The following is a 24,999-nucleotide window of genomic DNA, read 5'->3' as shown; positions in this document are numbered from 1 at the left end:
CTCGGTGTAAGCTGCGCTGAACCGATTACGAGGAGCGCCTGTGAAAGCCCGGTCCGATGAGCTACAGATTTTCGTCAGCGTGATTGAGTGCGGTTCGATTTCCGCCGCGGCGGAGCAGGTCGGACAGACCCCTTCGGCGGTCAGCCGCACCTTGTCGCGCCTGGAGGCCAAGCTCGACACCACCTTGATCAACCGCACCACCCGGCGCATGGACCTGACGGAAGAGGGCAAGTACTTCTTCGAGCAGGCCAAGGTGATCCTGGCACAGATGGATGAGCTGGAAGAGCGCCTGTCGTCGCGCCAGAAAAAACCGGCCGGCCGCCTGCGTATCAACGCTGCCGTGCCGTTTATGCTGCATGGGATCGTGCCGTACATCGCCGAATTTCGTAGCCTCTACCCGGAAATCCAGCTGGAGCTCAACAGCGACGACCTGATCATCGACCTGCTGGAGCAAAGCACCGACATCGCCATTCGCATCGGCGCCCTGGCCGATTCGACCCTGCATGCGCGTTTCCTGGGTTCGACCCCGCTGCATATCCTTGCCAGCCCCGACTACCTCAAGCAGTACGGGACGCCGGCGACGGTAGCCGAACTGGCCGATCACACGCTGCTTGGCTTCACCCACACTGAAACCCTCAATCACTGGCCGCTGCGCCATGTGGACGGTGATCGCTGGCTGATCCAGCCCGGTGTCAGCGCCTCCAGTGGCGAAACTGTGCGGCAATTAGCGCTGGAGGGGCAGGGCATTTGTTGTCTGTCGAACTTCATGACTATCGACGACATCGACACCGGGCGCCTGGTGCCGATGTTGGAGGCGTTCAACAGCGGTTATCGCCAGCCGATCCATGCGGTGTTCTACCGCAACTCGCAATTGGCGCTGCGCATCCAGTGTTTCCTGGATTTTATTCAGACCAAACTGGCGCGGTATGCCCGCTGATTCGTGATCTGCACGCAAGAGTGAATTGGGCGATACGGGCTTATTCGGCTGGGAGGGGTGCTTGATACTGGCTCCATCATTTACCCAGTCAGGAGCAACCTCCATGAACGTATTCGTTACCGGCGCCGCAGGGTTTATCGGCGGTTCCATCGCCACCGGCCTGGCCAAGGCCGGCCACCACGTCACCGGCCTGGTGCGTAGCGCCGAGCAAGCCGCCGAGATGACTGCCCTGGGCATCACCCCGGTGATCGGAACCCTTGACGACGCCGCCGTGTTGACCGAGCAGGCGCACAAGGCCGATGCAGTGATCAATGCCGCCAGCAGCGACCATCGCGCCGCCGTGGAAACCCTGCTGGCCGCCTTGAAAGGCTCGAACAAGCCGTTGCTGCACACCAGCGGCTCGAGCATTGTCGGCGATGCGTCGGGCGGTAAGGCCAGCGATGTCATCTACTTCGAAGACAACCTGCCGGAGCCGACCGTCGACAAGGCCGCACGCGTGGCGATCGACAACCTGATCCTCGCGGCCGCCAGCGACGGCGTCAATTCGGCGGTGATCTGCAACACCCTGATCTACGGCCACAGCCTGGGCGTGAAGCGTGACAGCGTGCAATTGCCGCGCTTGCTCAAGCAGGCGCGCAAAAGTGGTGTGGTGCGTCATGTAGGCCCGGGGCAGAACATCTGGTCCAACGTGCATATCGAAGACGTGGTGGCCCTGTACCTGCTGGCGCTGACCAAAAACGTGCCGGGTACGTTCTACTTTGTGGAAAGCGGCGAAGCAGCGTTTATCGACATGACCACGGCCATTGCCCAAGCGCTGAACCTGGGCGAGCCGCAGGACTGGCCATTGGCCGAGGCTGAGGCCGAATGGGGCTATGAAATGGCGAACTACGGGCTGGGTTCCAACAGCCGGGTGCGTGGCAAGCATGCCCGTGAGTTGTTGGGCTGGGTGCCGAAGCGTACGTCGGTGGTGGAGTGGATTCGCGACGAAATGGTGTGATGTTCGCTTGAGACCAAGGTGCTGCTATCGGGAGCAAGCCCCCTCCCACACTAGGCCGCGTACTCCCATGTATATGCGGTCAAATGTGGGAGGGGGCTTGCTCCCGATTGAGGCGACTCGGTCTTCGAGGCTAGCCCCACCCGCCGCAATTCCGTACCATTCCCCGCCTTATCCCCGCAACTCCCTGGTACTCCATGAACCTCACCCGTCTGCGCGCCGATGCCCTGGCCGGCCTCACCACGTCTTTCGCGCTGCTGCCAGAATGCATCGCCTTTGCCCTGGTAGCACACCTCAACCCGCTGATGGGGCTCTACGGCGCCTTTATCATCTGCACCCTGACTGCGTTGTTCGGCGGTCGCCCGGGCATGGTTTCGGGCGCGGCCGGTTCGATGGCGGTGGTGATCGTCGCGCTGGTGGTGCAACACGGGGTGGAGTATCTGCTGGCGACGGTGCTGCTGGGCGGGCTGATCATGGTCGCATTCGGCCTGCTGCGCCTGGGCAAGCTGGTGCGCATGGTGCCGCACTCGGTGATGCTCGGTTTCGTCAACGGCCTGGCGATCATCATTGCGCTGGCGCAACTGGAGCATTTCAAGAGCGGCGAACACTGGCTCAGTGGCACGCCGTTGTATGTGATGACCGGCCTGGTGGTGGTGACCATGGCGATTGTCTACCTGTTGCCACGCCTGACCCGTGCCGTGCCCCCTGCGCTGGTGGCGATCCTGGGGGTTGGCCTGGCGGTCTACCTGCTTGGCCTGCCGACCCGCACCTTGGGCGATATGGCGCATATCGCCGGCGGCTTGCCAACCTTCGCCCTGCCGCAGATCCCCTGGACCCTGGAAACCCTCGGCATCATCGCGCCCTACGCGTTCCTGATGGCGATGGTTGGCCTGTTGGAAACCCTGCTGACCCTCAACCTCACTGATGAAATCACCGAGACCCGTGGCTACCCCGACCGCGAAAGCGTGGCCCTGGGCGCAGCGAACATGGTCTCGGGCCTGTTCGGTGGCATGGGTGGTTGCGCGATGATCGGGCAAACCGTGATCAACCTCAGCTCCGGCGGGCGCGGGCGTTTCTCCGGGGTCTTTGCTGGGGTGATGATCCTGTTGTTCATTCTGTTTCTGTCACCTTTGATCGAGCGAATTCCCCTGGCGGCGCTGGTGGGCGTGATGTTCGTGGTGTCGCAGCAGACCTTCGCCTGGGCGTCGCTGCGGGTGATCAACAAGGTGCCGCTCAATGATGTATTGGTGATCATGGCGGTGACGGTCATTACCGTGTTCACCGACCTGGCCACCGCAGTGTTGTGCGGTATCGTCATCGCGGCGCTGAACTTCGCCTGGCAGCAGGCGCGGGAGCTGTACGCGGATGAACACCTGGAGGCTGACGGCAGCAAGCTTTACCGCCTGCATGGCACCTTGTTCTTTGCCTCGACCACGCCGTTCCTGAATCAGTTCGACCCGGCCAACGACCCGGCCCAGGTCACGCTGGATTGCCGTCACCTGAGCTTTGTCGACTATTCGGCGATTGCCGCGCTGATGACCCTGCGTGAACGCTACTCCAAGGCCGGCAAGCACCTGCGGGTGCTGCATTTATCCGAGCGCTGCAAGAAGCTGCTCAAGCGTGCGAAGGTTCACCACGACTGATATTAAGGCCCGACCAGGTCTTCGAGTTCCTGGGCGCGGGTCTGGGTCATGTCCAGCACGCAGCCGGAACCGTTGACCTGATCGATAGTGCCGCCGGTGGCACTGCCAGCGAAGGCGCAATTGGCATCGCGGTACTTGATCCACAGGCGCTGCACATCTTGCAGTTGCTGCTTGCGCGCGCCGTCCTGGGCGGCGATAGCGGTCTTGTAGGCACGGTTCAGGCGTTCGTCCTGCACCTTGGTTTGCTTGGCGTTGCAGTTGACCATGTCCGCCGTGGTGTTGGCGCTGTCCATGCATTTCTTCAATGCGGCATTGTCTGCGGCAAAAGCGCTGCCGCACAGGGACAGAAGCAGGGTGCTGGCGGCGATTGTGGTGCGAATCATGAGCTGTTTCCTGAACAGAGTGGAGGCGCATTCTATGACTCGAGGGCGGCGCTTGAGTTTCCGACATCCTCTGATCTTCATGTAAGAACCCACCCCGAATTTTCATGGGCTGGCGCTGGACATATCCCCAAGCGACAGCGCTTATCTGTGGGCGAAAATTACTTTCATAAAAATTGAAAATATCCCTCGGTAATGATTTATGAGTTTCACAACCAATTCGACGTGACCCTTTCCGAGGAGTACCGCATGGCCGCATCACCGGGCTTCGGGCTACTGGCATACGCTGCCATTGCCATCATTGCATTGATCGTGCTGATTGCACGTTACCGACTCAACCCGTTTATTGTCATCACCCTGGTATCCATCGGCCTGGCGCTGATGGCCGGCATGCCGGCCGATACCATCATGGGTTCGTACGAGGCGGGCGTGGGTAAAACCCTGGGGCATATCGCCCTGGTGGTGGCGCTGGGCACCATGCTCGGCAAGATGATGGCCGAGTCCGGTGGCGCCGAGCAGGTGGCCCGCACGCTGATCAACCGCTTCGGTGAGCGCAATGCCCACTGGGCGATGGTGTGCATTGCATTCTTGGTGGGGCTGCCGCTGTTTTTCGAGGTTGGGTTTGTGCTGCTGGTGCCGATTGCCTTTACCGTGGCGCGGCGCGTGGGGGTGTCGATCCTGATGGTCGGCCTGCCGATGGTCGCCGGCCTGTCGGTGGTGCACGCGCTGGTGCCGCCGCACCCGGCGGCGATGATGGCGGTGCTGGCCTACAACGCTTCGGTCGGGCAGACAGTGCTGTATGCGATTTTGATCGGTATCCCCACGGCGATCATCGCCGGTCCGGTCTATGCCAAGTTCATCGTGCCGCATATTCACCTGCCGGCGGAAAACCCGTTGGAGCGCCAGTTCATCGAGCGCGAACCGCGTACCCGCCTGCCCAGCTTCGCGTTGACCATGGGCACCATTCTGTTGCCGGTGGTGCTGATGATGATCGGTGGTTGGGCTAACGTGATTTCCACCCCAGGCACTGGCTTCAACCAGTTCCTGCTGTTTATCGGCAACTCGGTGATCGCCCTGCTGGTAGCGACCCTGGTGAGCTTCTGGACCCTGGGCCTGGCCCAGGGCTTCAACCGTGAGTCGATTCTCAAGTTCACCAACGAATGCCTCGCGCCGACGGCCAGTATCACCTTGCTGGTGGGCGCGGGCGGCGGGTTGAACCGCATCCTTGTGGACGCCGGGGTGACCAACGAAATTCTCGGCCTGGCCCATGCGTTCCACCTGTCGCCGCTGGTGATGGGCTGGCTGTTCGCCGCCCTGATGCGTATCGCCACCGGCTCGGCTACGGTGGCCATGACCACGGCGTCTGGCGTAGTCGCCCCCGTCGCCCTGGGCTTGGGTTATCCACACCCTGAATTGCTGGTATTGGCGACCGGCGCGGGTTCGGTGATCTTTTCCCACGTTAATGACGGCGGCTTCTGGCTGATCAAGGAATACTTCAATATGACGGTGATCCAGACCTTCAAGACCTGGACCGTGCTGGAGACCCTGATTTCGCTGGTCGCCTTCGGTCTCACCTACGGCCTGTCACTGGTTTTATAAGCCTCATCCTGTAACCCGGAGCCCCCATGGACATCCTTTACCAGATCCGCGCCCGCCAGGACTCTTTCAGCGCCGGCGAAGGGCGTATCGCCAAGCTGATGCTTGAGGATGTGGGCTTTGCCGCCTCGGCCAGCCTGGAAGCATTGTCCCAGCGGGCCGAGGTCAGTACCGCCACCTTGTCACGCTTTGCCCGTAGCGTCGGCTGCCGCGACTTGCGCGATTTGCGCCTGCAACTGGCCCAGGCCAGTGGTGTGGGCAGCCGCTTTTTGGACCCTGCGGGGTTGCCGGAACAATCGGCGTTTCATCGGCAGATCCTCGGCGATATCGAGGCGACGCTGCGTCAGCACCTGTCGGGGTTCAATCAACCCAGTTTCGTTGATGCGGTCAATCTATTGGGCAAGGCGCGGATGATCCATGCATTCGGCATGGGCGGCCCGTCGAGCCTGTGCAGTGATGAATTGCAGGTACGCCTGGTGCGGCTGGGCTACTCGATTGCCGCCAGCCATGACCCGGTGATGATGCGGGTCACGGCGGCCACCCTGGGACCGGAGCACGCATTGATCGTCTGCTCCCTCACTGGACTGACCCCCGAGTTATTGGAGGTGGTAAAGCTGGCACGCAGCTACGACGCCCGCATCGTCGCCATCACGCTCGCCGATTCGCCTCTGGCGCAGTTGGCGGATGTGTTGCTACCGCTGCAACCGGCGGAAACCAGTTTTATCTACAAACCCACCGCAGCCCGCTACGGCATGCTGCTGGCTATCGACCTGCTCGCCACCGAGCTGGCGCTGGCCCTGCCGGACGACAACCAGGAGCGCCTGCGCCGGATCAAACTGGCCCTGGACGATTACCGCGGCGGCCCTGACAGCCTGCCGCTTGGAGACTGATATGAAGTACGACACGCTGATTCGCCAGGCGCTGATCATCGATGGCAGCAATACCCCAGGCTATCTCGCCGATGTCGGCTTGCACGGCGGCCGAATCCAGACGATTGGCGACTTGTCCACAGCCGAGGCCGAGCATGTTCTCGAGGCCCATGGTCGCGTATTGGCACCGGGTTTTATCGATGTGCACACCCACGATGACACCGTGGTGATCCGCCAGCCGCAGATGCTGCCCAAGCTCAGCCAGGGCGTGACCACGGTGATTGTCGGCAACTGTGGCATCAGTGCCTCGCCGGTGAGTTTACGCGGTGCCCCGCCAGACCCGATGAACTTGCTGGGCGGCCGTGAGGCGTTCTGCTATCCGCGGTTCAGCGACTATCGCAACGCCGTGGAGGGCGCCCATCCGGCGGTAAACGTCGCCGCGTTGATCGGCCACACGGCGTTGCGCAGCAATCATATGGATGACCTGCACCGCACTGCCACGCCCGGTGAAATCACGGCGATGCGTATACAACTGCAAGAGAGCCTGGAGGCTGGCGCCCTGGGCTTATCCACAGGCCTGGCCTACGCCAGCGCGTTCAATGCCGAGACCGATGAAGTGTTGCAGCTCACCGAAGAGTTGACGGCCTACGGCGCGGTGTACACCACCCACTTGCGCAGCGAATTCGAGCCGGTACTGGAGGCGATGGACGAGGCGTTTCTGATCGGCCGCCATGCCAAGGTGCCGGTGATTATTTCCCATCTTAAATGCGCCGGTGCCGGTAACTGGGGGCGTAGCCCGCAGTTGTTGGCGTCCCTGGAAGCCGCGGCGAAAGACCATCCGGTAGGCTGTGATTGCTATCCCTATGCTGCCAGCTCCTCGACCCTGGACCTCAAGCAGGTGACCGACGCGTTTCGCATCACCATCACCTGGTCGACGCCGCACCCCGAAATGGGTGGGCGGGATCTGCAGGCTATCGCTGCCGAGTGGGGCGTTTCGCTAATGGACGCTGCCCGTCGCCTGCAACCGGCGGGAGCGGTGTACTACGGGATGGACGAAGACGATGTGCGGCGCATCCTCGCCCATCCGTTGTCGATGGTGGGCTCCGATGGTTTGCCCGAAGACCCGTTCCCCCACCCGCGCTTGTGGGGGGCGTTCCCGCGGGTGCTGGGGCACTTCAGCCGCGATGTCGGCTTGTTCCCGTTGCACACGGCGGTGCACAAGATGACTGGTCTGTCGGCAGCGCGCTTTGGCTTATCCGAGCGTGGCGAAATCCGCGAAGGGTACTGGGCCGACCTGGTCTTGTTCGACCCGTTGCGGGTGCGTGATGTGGCAGATTTCAACACACCGCAACGTGCAGCGGAAGGGATCGACGGTGTGTGGGTTAACGGCGTACTGAGCTACAGCAATGGGCAGGCCAACGGCCAGCGGCCAGGGCGATTCCTGGCGCGCAGTGGGGATTTGCGTGGCGGCTTTTCGTCTTTATAGTGGGCGTTCTCATACACGGAGCGGTCGCCATGCACTTAGGAAAAGTCACCCCCATCCTGCGGATTTTCGACGAGACCAAAGCGTTGGAATTCTACGTCGACTTCCTGGGGTTCAAGGTCGATTGGCAGCATCGGTTCGAGGCGAATTTCCCGTTGTACCTGCAAGTGTCGCTGGGTGAGTGCGTGTTGCATTTGTCCGAGCACCATGGCGATGCTTCGCCGGGCGCGGCGGTGCGGATCCAGGCGCAAAGGGTGGATGCGTACCAGCAGCAATTGCTCGGCAAGGATTACCGCTATGCCAAGCCTGGGGTCGAGGAAACGCCTTGGGGATCGCGGGAAATGAGCATCCGGGATCCATTCGGGAATCGCTTGGTGTTTGTCGAGGACAGCGAGGGCTAAGTGGCAAATGGCAGGCAATAAAAAACCGCCTTGATAGGGCGGTTTTTTTTTGCAAACCCAGTTAGTGGCTGGGGTTGCGGCTTCTCAGGAAGCGTTGACCCACTGCGTTGATACTAATGTGAGTTACTGGATCGCGCAAGGCTTGACGAGGGTCGGTGGTTTTATTCGTCTATCTTATTTAGAGCCAATTTTGGCGGTAAAAAATTGCAATAAATGATCTAGTTTCGACAGCTCGTTTATCTTCGTCCGTCACACCTTTGGTCGGAATATTGGTTAGTATCACCCCCGTTCCAAGTATGTCGTTTTGTGGTGGCTGGGTATGCGCGCGGAATTATGGACCGAACGCCACGGGCTAGTAATCCGTGCCGGATTTCATGCGGGAGGAACCAGAGCCCGGCCGCCTCACAGGAAGCGTTGACCCGCGTCCAAAGGCCCACATGTTCCGGTAAGTGCGCCGGAGGTAAGGCCCAACTCACGGAGGGCCGAGTATGTCTAAGTTTGCACGACGTACATGGAACCTCGTAGTGAACTGCCTGCGTGCGTATCACGTATGGAAGTTCCTGCGGGACAGCTTCGATGACCGTTAAGGTCTGAGAGGTGGAGCCGCCTCGGTCTAGATCGAGGCGGCTTTTTGGTGTCTACACCCGGAAATGACTGACCATCTGCTGCAACTGGCTACCCAGCCGTGCCAGTTCCACACTCGACTTCGCCGTCTCGTCACTGGCCGTCGCCGTCTGCTCAGACACATCCCGCACATTCACGATACTGCGGCTGATCTCTTCCGCTACGGCGCTCTGCTGCTCGGCGGCCGCGGCAATCTGCTGGTTCATCGACTGGATATTCGACACCGTACGGGTGATGTTTTCCAGTGACACGCCGGCCTTGCGCGTCAGTTCGACACTGCTGTCGGTGAGGCTGCGGCTGTTGTTCATCACGTTGGCTACTTGCTGGGTGCCGTTCTGCAAGCCGGCCACCAGGCCTTCGATTTCTTCGGTGGATTTCTGCGTGCGCTGGGCCAGGCCACGCACTTCGTCGGCGACAACGGCAAAGCCACGGCCGGCTTCACCGGCACGCGCCGCTTCAATGGCGGCGTTGAGGGCCAGCAGGTTGGTTTGTTCGGCCACTGCCTTGATCACGTCCATCACGCTGCCGATCTTGTTGCTCTCTTGCTGCAGGTGCGTCATGGCGTCGGTGGAGCGTGCCACTTCGGCGGCCAGGCGTTCGATCTGGGCGATGGCTTCGGCCACCACCTTGTCGCCTTCACGGGCCTGGCCGTCGGCGTCGGAAGCCGCCTGGGAAGCCTGCTCGGCGTTGCGCGCGACCTCCTGCACGGTGGCGGTCATTTCATGCATGGCGGTGGCGACCTGATCGGTCTCGATCTTCTGGCTGTTCACACCGGCGCTGGTCTGTTCGGTCACGGCCGACAGTTCTTCGGCGGCGCTGGCGATCTGAGTCACGCCATCGCGAATGCCGCTGATCAGTTCACGCAGGGTCGTGCCCATGCGCTGGATGCCTTGTTGCAACACGCCCAGTTCATCACGACGGGTCACCTGGATGTTGTGGCTCAGGTCGCCGGAAGCGATGCGCTCCACCACGGCCAGGGTGTCCTGGATCGGGCGCGTGATCTGGCGGGTGATGACCCACGCAGCGATGACGCCGACCAGCAGGGCCAGCAAGGTGCTGATCAATTGCAGGCTACGGGCCTGGGTGCTTTCAGCGTCGCGACGTTCCAGTTGGATGTCGTACAGCTTATCGCTGATCGTCACGATATCGGCGCCTTGGGTGGTCATTTCGGCGCGGGCGGTGACGATATTGGCGTTGGCGGCCTTGTAGCTCTGCACGGCACTGCGATAGTCGCCGAGCGCGGTTTCCAGTGCGGTCAATGCGGTTTGCTGGCCAGTACCGAATGCGGCGTTGAGGGTTTTCAAACCAGCGACGGCTTTTTCGATTTGTGCAGCGGCGCGGGCTTCGGTTTCTGCGCTGGGGCTATTGGTATAGCCACGCACTTCATAGCGAGCTTGCTGGAACTCATTCTTGGCTTGGGTCACGGCCGAAAACTGAGTGAAGCGCTCCGGGCTATCGGGCGCTTGCTGCACGCTGGTTTCCAGCGCATTGATTTGCGCATTGGCGATGTCAGCCTTGGCGCCCATGACGTCGCGCGCAGCGTTGCCATTACGGTAGGCCTCGCGCATTTTGTTCAGGGACTGGCGGTAAGCGGTAATGACGGCTTTCTGCTCATTGAGCAGCTTGAGGTTTTCCGGGCTCTTGAAGCTGTCCAGCAGCTTCTGTTGCTGGGCGGCGAAGGCCTCGAGGCTGGTCTGCACGTTCTGCGCCACGGCTTCGTCGCCGTTGGCCAGCATGTATTGCAAGCGCACGATCCGCAGCTTGGTCAACGAGGCGTTGAGCTGGGTGATGTCGCTCATCCAGTTACTACGGTCGATCAGGCCGCCCAGGCTGGTCCAGCCGGTGAGTGCCAGGATCGAGGTGAGGACCAGCACCAGGCCAAAGCCCAGGCCGAGTTTGAGATTGACGCTGATGTTACCGAACCAGCTGTTCATCGAAAGCTCCTTGAAGAGTGATGTCTGTCTGCTGGACGGTGTGTTGTTGTTTGAGCCAGCCAAGATGTGTAGGGCTGTATCGGCGGCAATGGACAATTCTGAAATACTTTTCTTGCCGGGCGACGAAGAGGTGTCATTCGGCTGTACCTGACCTACCACCTGGCGCTCTGATGGCCGGGGGAGGGGGCTGATCATGGGCCGCCCTTGTGTGCTAGTCTGCGGGCCCTTTTAGTTCTGGGCGGCGCGGGAAACCGTGTTGTCCTATAGCGGAGCCTCTTCATGTCCGAAGTTAATCTGTCCACCGACGAAACCCGCGTCAGCTACGGTATCGGCCGTCAGTTGGGCGACCAACTGCGCGACAACCCGCCACCGGGCGTGAGCCTGGACGCGATCCTGGCCGGCCTGACCGACGCGTTCGCGGGCAAGCCAAGCCGTGTTGATCAGGAGCAAATGGCTGCCAGTTTCAAAGTGATCCGCGAAATCATGCAAGCCGAAGCGGCTGCCAAGGCTGAAGCAGCCGCTGGCGCCGGCCTGGCATTCCTGGCTGAAAACGCCAAGCGCGATGGCATCACCACCCTGGCTTCCGGTCTGCAATTTGAAGTGCTGACAGCCGGCACCGGCGCCAAGCCGACCCGTGAAGATCAAGTGCGTACCCACTACCACGGCACCCTGATCGACGGCACTGTGTTCGACAGCTCCTACGAGCGTGGCCAGCCTGCAGAATTCCCGGTTGGCGGCGTGATTGCCGGCTGGACCGAGGCCCTGCAACTGATGAATGCCGGCAGCAAATGGCGTCTGTACGTGCCGAGCGAACTGGCTTACGGCGCTCAAGGCGTTGGCAGCATCCCGCCGCACAGCGTTCTGGTATTCGACGTCGAACTGCTCGACGTTCTGTAAGACCTGTTGCTGATTACCTGTTGGGGCGAACGCGTTCGCCCCAACAGGGATTTGCCAGTTTGTTCATGGATGGAACTTGCCATTCAGATCCGCCGCCGGGCGCAACGCTCGGGCATAGCAGAACAGAAACAGATTCCTTACCACTTCCTTCAGTACTCCAGGCTCACTGGAACTCAGGCCATTGACGTCCAGGTCGCCCTGATCCTGCAGTTCGTTCAGCGCTTCTTCCTCAAGCACCGCACAGACTTCGCCGGTTTCCCGATGCAGGATCCGCAGGTAAGGGTGTGGGCGATCCAGCCAGGCGTCTATCAAATAAGTCATGGTCGTTCTCCTTGATGGGTTTCAATGAGAATAATTCTTATTCGTAGAATAGCAAGTATCTATTGGCGGTTTCCGGTTTTTTTTGTGTGGATATTGTTGTCGATCAATCGAGAGGGCGAAACGCCATCCCGCGGCGGGCGCGGGATGGATGCAGCAGGATCAGACCTTGCGCACGAATTCGGACTTGAGTTTCATCGGGCCGATACCGTCGATCTTGCAGTCGATATCGTGGTCACCGTCGCACAGGCGGATGTTCTTGACCTTGGTACCGACCTTGACCACCAGAGAGGTACCCTTGACCTTGAGGTCCTTGATCACGGTGATGGTGTCGCCGTCCTGCAGGACGTTGCCCACAGAGTCTTTCTTCACGGTTTCATCGCCGGCCACTTCGGCCTCGCCAGTGGCGGACCACTCATGGGCGCATTCCGGGCAGACCAGTTGGGTGCCATCTTCGTAGGTGTATTCGGAATTGCATTTCGGGCAGGGTGGCAACGTGCTCACTAAAGCTCCTTGAAGTTCAGGGATGACTAAAAGTCGCACATTATATAGGGTTTTGTAGCTCGGGCGGGATCTTGAATTGGCAATGGATTCCAAACGTGGGAGGGGGCTTGCTCCCGATGACGGTGTATCAGCCACCTTATATATTGGCCGACATATTGCCATCGGGAGCAAGTCCCCTCCCACATTGTCCTGCGTCTGCTGGTGATTTTAGTGAGTGCGGGCGACCGCAAACTCACTCAGCTCAACCAATGCATCCCGGTATTCACTGGCCGGCAAGGCTTCCAGGCACTGGATCGCACGGGCCACGTAGTCACGCGCCAGTTGCGCGGTGTACTCCAGGGAACCGGACGCTTCCACGGCAGCGCGGATGGCCTCGAGGTCTTCGATGCCGCCTTTCTGGATCGCCTTGCGCACCAGGGCGGCCTGTTCCGGCGTGCCTTCGCGCATGGTGTAGATCAGCGGCAAGGTCGGCTTGCCCTCGGCCAGGTCGTCGCCGACGTTCTTGCCCAGGGTCTCGGCGTCGCCCTTGTAGTCGAGCAGGTCGTCTACCAGTTGGAACGCCACGCCCAGGTGATCACCAAAAGTGCGCAGGGCTTCGGCCTGTTCGGCGGTGGCGCCACACAGTGCGGCGGCACTGTGGGTGGAGGCTTCGAAGAGCATCGCGGTTTTGCCGCGAATCACTTCCATATAGGTTTCTTCGGTGGTGCTGGCGTCGCGGACTTTGGACAGTTGCAACACTTCGCCTTCGGCGATGATGCGCGTGGCCTGTGAAAGGATCTTCATCACCGGCATCGAGCCCAGCTCGACCATCATTTCGAACGAGCGCGAATACAGGAAGTCGCCCACCAGCACGCTCGGCGCGTTGCCCCACATGGCATTGGCGGTCTCGCGACCACGGCGCATGCCGGACATGTCGACCACGTCATCATGCAGCAGGGTGGCGGTGTGCAGGAACTCAATGGTGGCGGCCAACAGGCGCAGGTCATCGCCTTCGCGGCCCAGGGCCTTGCCACACAGCAGCACTAATAAAGGACGCAGGCGTTTGCCGCCCGCCGACGTAATGTAGTCGCCAATTTTGGAGACCAGCGGCACGTTAGACGTCAGCTGCTGCTTGATGATGCCGTCGACGGCGCTAAAATCGTCCGCGACCGCGCGGTAGAAAGCTTGGGGTTGCATCAGCGACAGTCGCTCCAGAAGGGTTGCGCGGCATGCTAGGACCCTGACCCCCGGGTGTCAAGGCGCGATAGACGGCCCCTTGCAACACCCATTTACCTTGCGTACAATCGCGCACCCTGAACTTCCTGGGCAGCACCTGCCTTACGCAATTGCATTCGGGACGTCCATCCCATGCAGCCATGCCAGCCAATACCTCTTCTTATAAAGCGCTGGGTGAGCAGGATTATCGGAGAAATACCATGTCGTACGCAGTAATTGTTACTGGTGGCAAGCAATACAAGGTCGCCCCAGGTGAATACCTGAAGATCGAAAAACTGGAAATCGCTACCGGCGAATCCGTTACTTTTGATCGCGTTCTGTTGGTCGCCAATGGCGATGACGTGAACATCGGCGCTCCAGTCGTTGCTGGCGCTACCGTTGTGGCTGAAGTGATCTCCCAAGGTCGTCACGATAAAGTCCGCATCATCAAGTTCCGTCGTCGTAAGCACCACATGAAGCGTATGGGCCACCGCCAGTGGTACACCGAGATCAAAATCACCGGTATTCAGGCTTAATTTCAGCCTAATTCCTCACTAGGAGAATTGACTCATGGCACACAAAAAAGCTGGTGGTAGTACCCGTAACGGTCGCGACTCAGAAGCCAAACGCCTTGGCGTGAAGATGTATGGCGGCCAGAAAATCATTCCGGGCAACATCATCGTGCGTCAGCGCGGCACCCAATTCCACGCCGGCTACGGTGTAGGCATGGGTAAAGATCACACCCTCTTCGCGAAAATCGAAGGCGTGATCAAGTTCGAAGTAAAGGGCGCGTTCAACCGCCGTTACGTGAGCGTTGTCGCAGCTTAATTGCGAGATCGCTGGAAAAGCCCTGTCTTGCGACGGGGCTTTTTCGTTTGTGGAGTGAGTCTCTTGCAAAGCTGTTTGTAATGGGCGAGGGCAGCAGGATTTGCGGTCGTTGCTTGAGGTCGCTGCGCTCATTTTTGCAAGAGTCTTATGTCTTGGTTTCTTAAGCTCGCCCATGCGGCGAGAGGCGTTTTGTTATGAAGTTCGTTGATGAAGTTTCCATCCGAGTAAAAGCAGGCGACGGCGGTAACGGTTGCATGAGTTTCCGTCGCGAAAAATTCATCGAAAACGGTGGCCCTAACGGCGGCGACGGCGGTGACGGCGGTTCCATCTATATGATGGCCGACGAAAACCTCAATACCCTGGTCGACTATCGTTACACCCGGCACTTCGATGCCGAGCGTGGCTCCAACGGCGGCAGCACCGACTGCACCGGTAAAAAAGGTGAAGACCTGGTACTGCGCGTACCGGTGGGCACCACGATCATCGACTCCGCGACCCAGGAAGTGATTGGCGACCTGACCAAGGCCGGCCAGAAGCTGATGGTTGTGCAGGGCGGCTGGCACGGCCTGGGCAACACCCGATTCAAGTCCAGTACCAACCGTGCGCCGCGCCAGACCACGCCGGGCAAGCCGGGCGAGCAGCGTGACCTGAAGCTGGAAATGAAAGTACTCGCCGACGTGGGCCTGCTGGGCCTGCCGAACGCCGGCAAAAGTACCTTTATCCGCTCGGTATCGGCCGCCAAGCCGAAGGTCGCCGACTACCCGTTCACTACCCTGGTGCCAAACCTGGGCGTGGTCAGCGTCGACCGTTGGAAGAGCTTCGTAGTTGCCGATATTCCCGGCCTGATCGAAGGAGCTTCCGATGGCGCAGGCCTGGGGATTCGCTTCCTCAAGCACTTGTCCCGCACCCGTTTGCTGCTGCATCTGGTCGACATGGCGCCGTTGGATGACACCAGTGCTGCGGACGCCGCCGAAGTGATCGTCAGCGAGCTGACCAAGTTCAGCCCGGCTCTGGCCGAGCGTGATCGCTGGCTGGTACTGAACAAGTGCGACCAGATCCTCGAGGAAGAGCACGAAGAACGCGTCAAGGAAATTGTTGATCGCCTGGAGTGGGAAGGTCCGGTCTATGTGATCTCGGCGATTGCCAAAGAAGGCACCGAGCGCCTGACCCGCGACATCATGCGTTACCTGGAAGACCGCGCCGACCGCCTCGCGGCCGACCCGGTATTCAAGGCCGAGCTTGCCGAGCTCGACCAGCAGATCGAAGACGAAGCCCGTGCCCAGTTGCAGGCCCTGGACGACCAGCGTGCCCTGCGCCGCAGCGGCGTGAAGTCGGTCCATGACATCGGCGACGATGATTGGGACGAAGAAGACGTGGATGATGAAGACGGTCCGGAAATCATTTACGTGCGCGATTGATTCGTTGCGATAAACTTGAACGCCGCTCCCTGGAGCGGCGTTTTGGTATCCGGGTATAACGTTATGGGCGGCGCTGGGTCGCGCAGCCCTCACTCTAAGGTTGAAGATGATGCGGAGCAAAGTGACAGGTGCGCAGCGCTGGGTCGTGAAGATCGGAAGTGCGCTGCTGACGGCGGATGGCAAAGGTCTGGATCGCGCAGCCATGGGCGTCTGGGTCGAGCAGATGGTGGCCTTGCATGAAGCAGGCGTCGAGTTGGTGCTGGTTTCGTCCGGGGCCGTTGCTGCCGGAATGAGCCGCCTCGGCTGGACCGCGCGACCCAGCGCGATGCACGAACTGCAAGCTGCCGCCGCTATCGGCCAGATGGGCCTGGTGCAAGCCTGGGAATCCAGCTTTGCCGAGCACGGCCGCCATACCGCGCAAATCCTGCTGACCCACGACGACCTGTCCGACCGCAAGCGCTACCTCAACGCCCGCAGCACCTTGCGCGCTCTGGTGGAGCTCAAGGTCATCCCGGTGATCAACGAGAACGATACGGTGGTCACCGACGAAATCCGCTTCGGCGACAATGACACCCTGGCCGCCCTGGTGGCCAACCTGGTGGAAGCCGACCTGCTGGTGATCCTCACCGATCGCGATGGCATGTTCGACGCCGACCCGCGCAACAACCCCGATGCCCAGTTGATCTACGAAGCCCGCGCCGATGACCCGGCACTGGATGCAGTCGCCGGCAGTGTCGGTGGTGCCCTGGGCCGCGGCGGCATGCAGACCAAGCTGCGCGCCGCGCGCCTGGCCGCGCGTTCCGGTGCCCACACCATCATCGTTGGCGGGCGCCTGGAGCGCGTGCTGGACCGTCTCAAGGCCGGTGAGCGCATCGGTACGCTGCTGTCGCCGGAGCGCGGCATGCTGGCGGCGCGCAAGCAGTGGCTGGCCGGGCACCTGCAAACCCGTGGCACCCTGGTGCTGGACGCGGGTGCGGTGTCGGCGTTGTCTCAGGGCAACAAGAGCCTGCTGCCGGTGGGCGTCAAACTGGTGCAGGGCAGCTTCCGCCGTGGCGAGATGGTGGTGTGCGTGGCGCCGGACGGGCGCGAGATCGCCCGTGGCCTGGCCAACTACAGCGCCCTTGAAGCGCAGAAGATTATTGGACAATCGTCTGACGCCATTGTCGGACTCTTGGGCTATATGGCGGAACCGGAACTGGTGCACCGCGATAACCTCATCCTGGTTTAAACGAAGGAATACCTGATGCGCGTAATGAAGGGATTGCTTGGCCTGTTGCTCGCCATGCCACTGCTGGCCTCGGCCGAAGAGATTGCCCAGGTCTCGACAGTGTTCAAGTTTGTCGGCCCCAACGACCGAATCGTGGTCGAGGCGTTTGACGACCCCAAGGTCGATGGCGTGACCTGCTACCTCTCCCGCGCCAAGACCGGCGGCGTCAAAGGCGGCCTGGGCCTGGCCGAAGACCGCGCCGAAGCCTCGATTGCTTGCCGCCAGGTCGGCCCGATCCGCTTCAAGGGCGAGCTCAAGGACGGTGACGAAGTGTTCAAGGAGCGCACCTCCCTGGTATTCAAGACCATGCAGGTGGTGCGTTTTCTCGACAAGAAGCGCAATACCCTGGTGTATCTGGTCTACAGCGACCGTCTGATCGAAGGCAGCCCGCAGAATGCGGTGACGGCGATTCCAATCTTGCCGTGGCCGACCGCTCAGTAACCGGCAAGCGTGTTTCGTCACCGACGTCTATGATTGCAGTCTTGCGGGTTGTAAGCTCTAAGGGCTGCAATGCAAAGAACATGGGATATCTGGAGTTCGTCATGAGTGCTTTCCACGATCTGAAACTCAAAGCCTTGGACGGACAAGAGCTACCGCTGGCGCCCTTTAAGGGCCAGGTTGTGCTGGTGGTCAATGTGGCGTCTAAATGTGGTTTGACCCCGCAATACGCGGCGTTGGAAAACCTCTACCAGCAATACAAAGACCAGGGGTTTTCGGTGCTTGGTTTGCCGTGCAACCAGTTTGCAGGCCAGGAGCCGGGCTCCGAGGAAGAGATCCGCGAGTTCTGCAGCCTGAACTACGGCGTGACCTTTCCTCTGGGCAGCAAGCTCGAGGTGAACGGTCCTGACCGTCACCAGTTGTACCGTCTATTGGCGGGCGAGGGTGCAGAGTTTCCGGGGGATATCACTTGGAACTTCGAGAAGTTCCTGTTGGGTAAAGACGGCCGGGTATTGGCGCGCTTCTCGCCGCGTACCGCTGCGGACGACCCGACAATCGTGCAGGCCATCGAAAAAGCCCTGAGCTGAAACACACCCACTGTAGGAGCGAGCTTGCTCGCGAAGATCGCCAACGGCAACGCGTTTATCCTGACTTAACGCGTGTGCTTGGGTTCTTCGCGAGCAAGCTCGCTCCTACAAGTATTCGGCTACTTTTATCCCTTTAATCACCCAGATCAATAGTGCTATTCGGCACGCTGCACTGCCCATATTATCCGCATCATAAATTTTTTTGCGGTGGAGTGCTGCCATGCCTGTCCAAGCCTTGTTCAAACCGTTCCAGCTCGGTGCATTGCAGCTGTCTACCCGCGTGGTCATGGCCCCGATGACCCGTTCGTTCTCCCCGGGGGGCGTACCCAATTCCAAAGTCATCGAGTACTACCGCCGTCGCGCCGCTGCCGGTGTGGGGCTGATCATCACCGAAGGCACGGTGGTCGGCCACCCGGCATCCAACGGCTATCCCAACGTCCCGCACTTCTATGGTGAGGCGGCGCTGGCTGGCTGGAAGAAAGTGGTGGATGCCGTGCATGCCGAAGGCGGCAAGATCGTCCCACAGCTGTGGCATGTAGGCAGCGTGCGTCGCATCGGCACCGAACCTGACGCCAGTGTGCCGGCCTACGGCCCGATGGAAAAACTCAAGGACGGCAAGGTGGTCGTGCATGGCATGACGGCCCAGGACATCAAGGACGTGGTCAATGCCTTCGCCCAAGCCGCCAAGGACGCCCAGGCCATCGGCATGGACGGTGTGGAAATCCACGGCGCCCACGGTTACCTGGTGGACCAGTTCTTCTGGGAGGGCAGCAACCAGCGCACCGACGAATACGGTGGCAGCCTGATCAACCGTTCGCGCTTTGCCATCGAGCTGATCCAGGCGACCCGCGCCGCAGTGGGCCCGGATTTTCCGATCATCCTGCGTTTCTCCCAATGGAAGCAGCAAGACTACACGGCGCGCCTGGTACAGACCCCGCAAGCATTGGGTGAGTTTCTCAAGCCGTTGTCTGACGCCGGCGTGGATATTTTCCACTGCTCCACCCGCCGTTTCTGGGAGCCCGAATTCGAAGGCTCCGAACTCAACCTGGCCGGTTGGACGCGCCAGCTCACCGGTAAGCCGACGATCACCGTAGGCAGCGTTGGCCTGGATGGCGAGTTCCTGCAGTTTATGGTCAACACCGACAAGGTCGCGCAGCCGGCCAGCCTGGAAAACCTGCTGCAGCGCCTGAACAATGATGAGTTTGACTTGGTGGCGGTGGGCCGTGCGCTGCTGGTCGACCCGGATTGGGCCGTGAAGGTGCGCGAAGGGCGCGAGGGCGACATCTTGCCCTTCAGTCGTGAGGCGTTGACGACGTTGGTATAAGGGCTGGACTCCCTGTGTCGACCACAGGGAGTTTTGCGGCTCTAGTGATTAATACTCTGGACGCTTATTCAGCTCTTTGTGGTGATCAGCCTTGAGCGCATCTTTATGCCCGGGCTGACCATAGGTTGGCGGCTCTGCACGAGATTGATCCAGCCATTGTTGCTGGCGTGTCCATTCCGCGGTTGGCATATTGACGCCATTGCGTACACCCATTCCATAAATTGGCATTGTTAAATATCTCCATTATTTAAAAGGGCCTGCTTGACCGGCAGGTATCAATGGTTGGCGTTTCGCGGCGCAAGGGTTCCCCTTTTAAATACCAGGCAAAACTTGAGTTGCCTGCAGCAGGCTCATCGCGGTTTGCACGTAAATGGCAGGTTGCTCAGCGTACGTAAGGTTGTGTTGGAAGGGCGAAACGCTCCCCGCACACACCACGCAAGTGATGCTCGAATTGCTCGATAATCGCTGCCCAGCCTTGGCGGCTGGCATGTTGGCGAGCATTCAGGCGCATGCGTCGTAAACTCTCCGTATCCTCCAGCAGCCAGTTGGCGGCATCGCAGAACGCATCTTCATCCCCTGGCATCGCCAGCACGCCGTTGTAGCCGTGACGAATGTGCTGGGTAGCGGCTGCCTGGTCGTAGGCCACCACGCCCAGTCCCGAGGCCATGGCTTCCAGTACCACGTTGCCGAAGGTTTCGGTCAGGCTGGGGAACAAGAACACATCGCCGGACGCGTAATGCCGCGCCAGTTCTTCGCCGCGCAAGGCGCCGCAGAAAATCGCTTCGGGCAGTTCCTTTTCCAGCATCGCCCGTTGCGGCCCATCACCGACGATGATCAGTTTCATCTGGCGCATTGGGTAACGGTCCTGCAGCGTCTCGAAGCAGCGTTTCAGCAGGCCCAAATTCTTTTCCTGCGCAAGCCTTCCTACATGCAGCACCGCGATTTGCTCATTGTTCAACGCCCAGGTTTCGCGCAACGCATTGTCGCGTTTGGCCGGATGGAACAATTGGCTGTCGACGCCCCGTGACAACATCTCCAGGCGCTCGAAATGTCGACGTTCCAGTTCCAGCCGTTGGCTGGCGCTCGGTACCAGCGTCAGGCTCGAACGGTTATGAAACCAGCGCAGGTAATGGGTGACCATGCGACTGAGCAGGCTCAAGCCATACTGGTTCGAGTACTGCTGGAAGTTGGTGTGAAAACCGCTGACGACGCTGATACCCAGCCGACGCGCTGCTCGCAGGGCCGATAAGCCCAGCGGCCCTTCCGTGGCGATATACAGCACGTCCGGACGTTGGCGGCTCCAGCGCCTGAGCAATTTGTGCATCGACGATTGGCCCCATTGCAGTCCTGGGTAGCCCGGCAATGGCCAGCCGCGACACAGCAGCAATTGGTCGTCACTCGACCGGCTCTGGTCGGCACCCTGGCGAGGGCGTACCAGTTCGACCTGATGGCCACGCAAGCGCAAACCCTCGCACAGACGGCCAAGGGTATTAGCCACCCCGTTGATTTCCGGCGGGAAGGTTTCGGTGATCAGGGTTATGTGAAGCGAGGCTGTCGTCATGACCCACAGTGTCGCCGTGGGCCATGTCGTCATTGTGTCAGCGCGATGATGGATTTATGACTTGGCCACTGTTTGCTGCGTCATCGCCTCGGCGCCTTGCTCGCGCACCCAGAACAACGTCGCCCCGGCGACCGCAGCCGGCATCATCAGCAGATTGACCACCGGCACCAGCAGCACCAGGTAGACGATGCCGCCGAAGCTCATGCTCTGCCAGCGCTTCTGGCGCAGCCAGGCGAGCATTTCGTTCCAGCCCAGCTTGTGGTTGTCGGCCGGGTAGTCGATGTATTGGATCGCCATCATCCACACGCCAAACAGCAACCATAGCGGCGCCGCGATCAGGTTGACCACCGGAATGAACGACAGGATAAAGAGGCCGATAGCCCGTGGCAGGAAGTACCCCAGCTTGCGCATTTCCCGGGCCAGGGTACGTGGAACCATGGCGATCAGCTCACCCCAGCTGAAAGGCGGGAAGTCATCGGTGCCTCGTACCACCACCTCGACTTTCTCGGCGAGGAAGCCGTTGAATGGCGCCGCGATGATATTGGCAAGCATGGTGAAGGTAAAAAACACCATCAGCACCACCAGCACCACAAACAACGGCCACAACAGGTAATTTAAAAAACCTAGCCAACCGGGCAGCGTCGGTATCAAGCTATCGACCCACAGGCTGAACTGATGGCCGGCAAAATAGATCAACCCGACGAACAGCACCAGGTTGATCCCCAGCGGCAATAATACAAACAGGCGCAGGCCGGGGCTCAACACCAGTTTGAGGCCTTCACGCAGGTATTGCGGGCCAGAAAGAACAGGGGCAGGCATGGACAACTCCGAGCAGGATGACGAACGCGCCGACCTTACCGGCTTTGCACAGGATGTGAAAGCGCAGGCACGGAGGCGACATCCACGGTAACAAAAGTGTCGATTAACTCAATCAAGCACATAGAGAGTCGCTATGAGCTGGATTGTTAATGCGTATTTCCTTAATCTTGCCCCCCTCGATACCCTGCACCCATTATTTTTCAGGACCTGGCGAGTCAAAGCCTTCCCCAAGTGCTTCGCGGTCCTTTTTTATTCCAGCCGCTCTGTGGTTCGAGCGGTCGATAGGAGTGAGTCATGTCTGATACCCGTCATTCCCGAGTGATTATTCTCGGATCCGGCCCTGCCGGTTACAGCGCTGCCGTCTACGCTGCCCGGGCCAATCTCAAGCCGCTGCTGATCACCGGCATGCAGGCGGGCGGCCAGTTGACCACCACCACGGAAGTCGACAACTGGCCGGGCGACGTCCACGGCCTGACGGGGCCGGTGCTCATGGAGCGTATGAAAGAGCACGCCGAGCGTTTTGAGACCGAGATCGTCTTCGACCATATCAACAAAGTCGATTTCTCGAAAAAGCCTTACAGCCTGACCGGCGACAGCGGCGTGTACACCTGTGACGCACTGATCATCGCCACCGGTGCCAGCGCACGTTACCTGGGCCTGCCCTCGGAAGAAGCCTTCATGGGCAAGGGCGTTTCTGCCTGCGCCACCTGCGACGGTTTCTTCTACCGCAACAAGCCGGTTGCCGTGGTTGGCGGTGGTAATACCGCCGTGGAAGAGGCACTGTACTTGGCTAACATCGCCAGCACCGTGACCCTGGTCCACCGCCGCGAGACCTTCCGCGCCGAAAAAATCCTGATCGACAAGCTGCACGCCCGTGTCTCTGAAGGCAAGATCATCCTCAAGCTCAACGCCACCCTGGATGAAGTCCTGGGTGACAACATGGGCGTGACCGGTGCTCGCCTGAAAAACAACGATGGCAGCTTCGACGAGCTGAAAGTCGACGGCGTGTTCATCGCTATCGGCCACACCCCGAACACCTCGCTGTTCGAAGGCGTGCTGGAAGCCAAAGACGGCTATCTGGTGGTGCAGGGCGGTCGTGAAGGCAATGCTACCGCGACCAACATCGAAGGGATCTTCGCTGCCGGCGACGTGGCTGACCACGTCTATCGCCAGGCCATTACCTCGGCTGGCGCCGGTTGCATGGCGGCCCTGGATGCCGAGCGTTACCTCGACGGTTTGAAGGACGCTTCGTTCTAAACAACGCTGCAAAAAAATGTGGGAGGGGGCTTGCTCCCGATAGCGGGTTTTCAGCCAAGTATTAGTTAGCTGATACACCGCTATCGGGAGCAAGCCCCCTCCCACATTTGGATATGTATTTGACTCAGGATTTGCGGGCCAGTGGCTGCGCGGCAAATTTTACCCCAGCCAAACCATGGGCAATCAAAGCCCGGATATTGCCATGGTCACTGCCGTCCGGCGTGGCCATCACCGAGCGGTAATGCTCGCCAAACGCCAGCAAGGCTTCCTGGTCGCTCAAGCCTTCCAGCAGTGCCAGGCCCAAGGTCTTGCACGAGCCTTCGTTCTGCCCAGCAGCGTTTTCCACATCGCCATTGGTGAACGCCTGTGGCTGGTAGTCGTAGCCTTGCGCGACAAAGGCTAGGGTATCGGCAAAGACGTGTTCGCCGCTGTCGAGACTGGCACGCAGGGTATTCAAATCAGTCATGGGGTTTTCCTTTGGCAAACGCTGTTTGCTGGTCGGCGTTGGCTTCTTGCTGGTATTGGGCTTTCCACTCGGCATACGGCATGCCGTACACCACTTCACGGGCTTCATCGAGGCTGACCTCGATCTGGCGCTCGTCGGCCTCTGCCTTGTACCACTTGGACAGGCAGTTGCGACAGAAGCCGGCGAGGTTCATCAGGTCTATGTTCTGCACATCCTTGCGGCTGTCCAGGTGGGCCACCAGCCGGCGGAAGGCGGCGGCTTCGAGTTCGAGGCGTTGTTGGTCGTTCATAGGGCTCACTGCAGATTCAGGGGGTTAGCGGCTGGCCGCCAGGGTAATCGAAACCGATTCGGCAAAACGCAGCGCATGGGGCTTGTCCACTTCGACCTCGGCGTACAGCACCGACTCGTTGCTCATCACCAGGTCCAGCAATTCCTGGGTCAGGCGCTCCAGCAGGGCGAAACGGTTGCCTTCGACATGGGCGATGATCGCCTTGGTGATGGTGCGATAGTTCAGGGCGTGGTCGATATCGTTGTCGCGCACGGCTTCCTGGGCGGCATACAGGATGGTCAGGTTGATCAGCACATCCTGCTTATTGAGGATTTCGTCCTCGTTGATGCCGATAAAGGTGCGCAGCCGCAGGTCCTTGACCCGGATACGCGCCATGCCTGGTTGAAGTTGTGGCATTGCTACTTGCTCCGTCCAATCAGTTGCAGGAACTCCATGCGCGTGGTGTTCGAATCGCGGAAGGCGCCGAGCATCACCGAGGTGTTCATGGTTGAATTCTGTTTTTCCACGCCGCGCATCATCATGCACATGTGTTTGGCTTCGATCACCACAGCCACGCCGGCGGCCTGGGTCACGTCCTGGATGGCGTCGGCGATCTGGCGCGTGAGGTTTTCCTGGATCTGCAGGCGCCGGGCGAACATGTCCACGATGCGCGCCAGTTTCGACAGGCCCAGTACCTTGCCGGTCGGAATATAGGCCACATGGGCCTTGCCGATAAAGGGCAGCAGGTGATGCTCGCACAGCGAGTACAGCTCGATGTCCTTGAGGATCACCATTTCGTCATTATCGGAGGCGAACAGCGCGCCGTTGACGATTTCGTCCAGGTTCTGCTCGTAGCCATGACACAGGTACTGCATGGCCTTGGCGGCACGCTTGGGCGTGTCGAGCAGGCCCTCGCGCTGCGGGTCCTCGCCCAAGCCCTTGAGGATTTCGCGATAGTGGTGGGGCAGGGATAAAGTCATGCAACATCCTCA

27 protein-coding genes and 2 pseudogenes are annotated in these 24,999 nt (G+C 60.1%); 16 read left to right on the top strand and 13 right to left on the bottom strand.

The annotated features are described in order from the left end of the window. Positions 1-40: 40 nt before the first annotated feature. The 3 genes from QZR30_RS20845 (at position 41) to QZR30_RS20835 (ending at position 3,574) form a co-directional block, all read left to right on the top strand. Entirely contained in the window at positions 41-937 is an 897-nt protein-coding gene (locus QZR30_RS20845) for a LysR family transcriptional regulator (protein WP_046069503.1), read from the top strand. A 103-nt stretch (positions 938-1,040) separates the two neighbouring features. Further along, entirely contained in the window at positions 1,041-1,934 is an 894-nt protein-coding gene (locus QZR30_RS20840) for an NAD-dependent epimerase/dehydratase family protein (RefSeq protein WP_311904061.1), read from the top strand. A 194-nt stretch (positions 1,935-2,128) separates the two neighbouring features. Continuing rightward, entirely contained in the window at positions 2,129-3,574 is a 1,446-nt protein-coding gene (locus QZR30_RS20835) for a SulP family inorganic anion transporter (RefSeq protein ID WP_311904060.1), read from the top strand. A gap of 2 nt (positions 3,575-3,576) precedes the next feature. On the opposite strand, the gene QZR30_RS20830 is transcribed toward QZR30_RS20835, so the two are convergent. Beyond that, positions 3,577-3,957 (bottom strand): lysozyme inhibitor LprI family protein, encoded by a 381-nt coding sequence (locus QZR30_RS20830; RefSeq protein ID WP_046069500.1) that lies wholly within the window; start codon positions 3,955-3,957, stop codon positions 3,577-3,579. Positions 3,958-4,203: 246 nt separating this feature from the next. On the opposite strand from QZR30_RS20830, the gene QZR30_RS20825 reads away from it, so the two are divergent. From QZR30_RS20825 to QZR30_RS20810, 4 genes are read left to right on the top strand one after another with little or no spacing between them, the layout of a single operon-like run. Further along, a complete protein-coding gene (locus QZR30_RS20825; protein ID WP_068967798.1) occupies positions 4,204-5,553 on the top strand; it encodes a GntT/GntP/DsdX family permease in 1,350 nt (449 codons plus the stop codon). A 26-nt stretch (positions 5,554-5,579) separates the two neighbouring features. Continuing rightward, a complete protein-coding gene (locus QZR30_RS20820) occupies positions 5,580-6,440 on the top strand; it encodes a MurR/RpiR family transcriptional regulator (RefSeq protein ID WP_274356038.1) in 861 nt (286 codons plus the stop codon). 1 nt (position 6,441) lies between these two features. Beyond that, positions 6,442-7,905: an N-acyl-D-amino-acid deacylase family protein gene (locus tag QZR30_RS20815; protein WP_311904059.1), complete on the top strand. Its 1,464-nt coding sequence runs from the start codon at positions 6,442-6,444 to the stop codon at positions 7,903-7,905. A 29-nt stretch (positions 7,906-7,934) separates the two neighbouring features. Beyond that, positions 7,935-8,303 (top strand): glyoxalase superfamily protein, encoded by a 369-nt coding sequence (locus QZR30_RS20810; RefSeq protein ID WP_032879523.1) that lies wholly within the window; start codon positions 7,935-7,937, stop codon positions 8,301-8,303. Between the two features lie 638 nt (positions 8,304-8,941). On the opposite strand, the pseudogene QZR30_RS28065 reads toward QZR30_RS20810, so the two are convergent. Both QZR30_RS28065 and QZR30_RS28060 read right to left on the bottom strand, forming a co-directional pair. Next, positions 8,942-9,538: pseudogene (locus tag QZR30_RS28065) on the bottom strand (methyl-accepting chemotaxis protein); the annotation flags it as partial. 306 nt (positions 9,539-9,844) lie between these two features. After that, a pseudogene (locus tag QZR30_RS28060) lies at positions 9,845-10,861 on the bottom strand (methyl-accepting chemotaxis protein); the annotation flags it as partial. 279 nt (positions 10,862-11,140) lie between these two features. Between QZR30_RS28060 and QZR30_RS20800 the strand changes: the two are divergent. Further along, the gene (locus tag QZR30_RS20800) at positions 11,141-11,758 is read left to right on the top strand and encodes an FKBP-type peptidyl-prolyl cis-trans isomerase (RefSeq protein ID WP_003194089.1); all 618 of its coding nucleotides are present in this window, start codon (positions 11,141-11,143) and stop codon (positions 11,756-11,758) included. A 63-nt stretch (positions 11,759-11,821) separates the two neighbouring features. On the opposite strand, the gene QZR30_RS20795 is transcribed toward QZR30_RS20800, so the two are convergent. The 3 genes from QZR30_RS20795 to QZR30_RS20785 form a co-directional block, all read right to left on the bottom strand. After that, positions 11,822-12,079 carry a PA4570 family protein gene (locus QZR30_RS20795; RefSeq protein WP_046069495.1) on the bottom strand — a complete coding sequence of 86 codons (258 nt, stop codon included), beginning with the start codon at positions 12,077-12,079 and terminating at the stop codon, positions 11,822-11,824. Between the two features lie 159 nt (positions 12,080-12,238). After that, positions 12,239-12,580, bottom strand: a complete 342-nt coding sequence (locus QZR30_RS20790; RefSeq protein WP_046069494.1) for a zinc ribbon domain-containing protein YjdM — start codon at positions 12,578-12,580, stop codon at positions 12,239-12,241. 207 nt (positions 12,581-12,787) lie between these two features. After that, positions 12,788-13,756 (bottom strand): polyprenyl synthetase family protein, encoded by a 969-nt coding sequence (locus tag QZR30_RS20785; protein ID WP_043046768.1) that lies wholly within the window; start codon positions 13,754-13,756, stop codon positions 12,788-12,790. A gap of 239 nt (positions 13,757-13,995) precedes the next feature. Here QZR30_RS20785 and rplU point away from each other — a divergent pair, with 239 nt between their 5' ends. The 7 genes from rplU to QZR30_RS20750 all read left to right on the top strand — a co-directional run bounded on the left by rplU (position 13,996) and on the right by QZR30_RS20750 (position 19,636). After that, complete coding sequence (rplU, locus tag QZR30_RS20780; protein WP_003176051.1) at positions 13,996-14,310, top strand: 50S ribosomal protein L21; 315 nt, start codon at positions 13,996-13,998, stop codon at positions 14,308-14,310. A gap of 34 nt (positions 14,311-14,344) precedes the next feature. Beyond that, the gene (rpmA, locus tag QZR30_RS20775; RefSeq protein ID WP_003176049.1) at positions 14,345-14,602 is read left to right on the top strand and encodes a 50S ribosomal protein L27; all 258 of its coding nucleotides are present in this window, start codon (positions 14,345-14,347) and stop codon (positions 14,600-14,602) included. A 194-nt stretch (positions 14,603-14,796) separates the two neighbouring features. Then, a complete protein-coding gene (gene cgtA, locus QZR30_RS20770; RefSeq protein ID WP_005791308.1) occupies positions 14,797-16,020 on the top strand; it encodes an Obg family GTPase CgtA in 1,224 nt (407 codons plus the stop codon). Positions 16,021-16,129: 109 nt separating this feature from the next. Further along, positions 16,130-17,248: a glutamate 5-kinase gene (gene proB, locus QZR30_RS20765; RefSeq protein WP_043046769.1), complete on the top strand. Its 1,119-nt coding sequence runs from the start codon at positions 16,130-16,132 to the stop codon at positions 17,246-17,248. Between the two features lie 15 nt (positions 17,249-17,263). Continuing rightward, entirely contained in the window at positions 17,264-17,728 is a 465-nt protein-coding gene (locus QZR30_RS20760) for a CreA family protein (protein WP_043046770.1), read from the top strand. Between the two features lie 101 nt (positions 17,729-17,829). Beyond that, the gene (locus QZR30_RS20755) at positions 17,830-18,312 is read left to right on the top strand and encodes a glutathione peroxidase (RefSeq protein WP_046069493.1); all 483 of its coding nucleotides are present in this window, start codon (positions 17,830-17,832) and stop codon (positions 18,310-18,312) included. Between the two features lie 220 nt (positions 18,313-18,532). Further along, positions 18,533-19,636 carry an NADH:flavin oxidoreductase gene (locus tag QZR30_RS20750; RefSeq protein ID WP_046069492.1) on the top strand — a complete coding sequence of 368 codons (1,104 nt, stop codon included), beginning with the start codon at positions 18,533-18,535 and terminating at the stop codon, positions 19,634-19,636. Positions 19,637-19,684: 48 nt separating this feature from the next. Here QZR30_RS20750 and QZR30_RS20745 read toward each other — a convergent pair whose 3' ends face one another. The 3 genes from QZR30_RS20745 to cysZ form a co-directional block, all read right to left on the bottom strand. Further along, positions 19,685-19,864: a hypothetical protein gene (locus tag QZR30_RS20745; protein ID WP_080944663.1), complete on the bottom strand. Its 180-nt coding sequence runs from the start codon at positions 19,862-19,864 to the stop codon at positions 19,685-19,687. A gap of 154 nt (positions 19,865-20,018) precedes the next feature. Further along, positions 20,019-21,197, bottom strand: coding sequence for a glycosyltransferase family 4 protein (locus tag QZR30_RS20740; protein WP_046069491.1), 1,179 nt, complete (start codon positions 21,195-21,197; stop codon positions 20,019-20,021). Positions 21,198-21,251: 54 nt separating this feature from the next. After that, on the bottom strand, positions 21,252-22,016 hold the full coding sequence (gene cysZ / locus QZR30_RS20735) for a sulfate transporter CysZ (protein WP_046069490.1): 765 nt from the start codon (positions 22,014-22,016) through the stop codon (positions 21,252-21,254). Positions 22,017-22,310: 294 nt separating this feature from the next. On the opposite strand from cysZ, the gene trxB reads away from it, so the two are divergent. Further along, positions 22,311-23,273 carry a thioredoxin-disulfide reductase gene (gene trxB / locus QZR30_RS20730; RefSeq protein ID WP_059396508.1) on the top strand — a complete coding sequence of 321 codons (963 nt, stop codon included), beginning with the start codon at positions 22,311-22,313 and terminating at the stop codon, positions 23,271-23,273. A gap of 124 nt (positions 23,274-23,397) precedes the next feature. On the opposite strand, the gene QZR30_RS20725 is transcribed toward trxB, so the two are convergent. Genes QZR30_RS20725 through folE form a run of 4 tightly spaced genes read right to left on the bottom strand, consistent with a single transcriptional unit; the run spans position 23,398 to position 24,987 of the window. After that, the gene (locus QZR30_RS20725) at positions 23,398-23,739 is read right to left on the bottom strand and encodes a HopJ type III effector protein (protein WP_046069489.1); all 342 of its coding nucleotides are present in this window, start codon (positions 23,737-23,739) and stop codon (positions 23,398-23,400) included. Beyond that, a complete protein-coding gene (locus QZR30_RS20720; RefSeq protein ID WP_059396510.1) occupies positions 23,732-24,028 on the bottom strand; it encodes a DUF1244 domain-containing protein in 297 nt (98 codons plus the stop codon). The genes QZR30_RS20725 and QZR30_RS20720 overlap by 8 nt, the downstream gene beginning before the upstream one ends. Positions 24,029-24,052: 24 nt before the next feature. Beyond that, a complete protein-coding gene (gene folX / locus QZR30_RS20715; RefSeq protein ID WP_005791287.1) occupies positions 24,053-24,424 on the bottom strand; it encodes a dihydroneopterin triphosphate 2'-epimerase in 372 nt (123 codons plus the stop codon). Positions 24,425-24,426: 2 nt separating this feature from the next. After that, the gene (folE, locus tag QZR30_RS20710) at positions 24,427-24,987 is read right to left on the bottom strand and encodes a GTP cyclohydrolase I FolE (protein WP_046069488.1); all 561 of its coding nucleotides are present in this window, start codon (positions 24,985-24,987) and stop codon (positions 24,427-24,429) included. Positions 24,988-24,999: the final 12 nt, after the last annotated feature.

The organism is Pseudomonas sp. rhizo25 (assembly GCF_031931935.1).
Taxonomy (GTDB): domain Bacteria; phylum Pseudomonadota; class Gammaproteobacteria; order Pseudomonadales; family Pseudomonadaceae; genus Aquipseudomonas; species Aquipseudomonas synxantha.
Note: the sequence above shows the minus strand (reverse complement) of the source record. Positions and strands in the feature narration are given on the sequence as shown.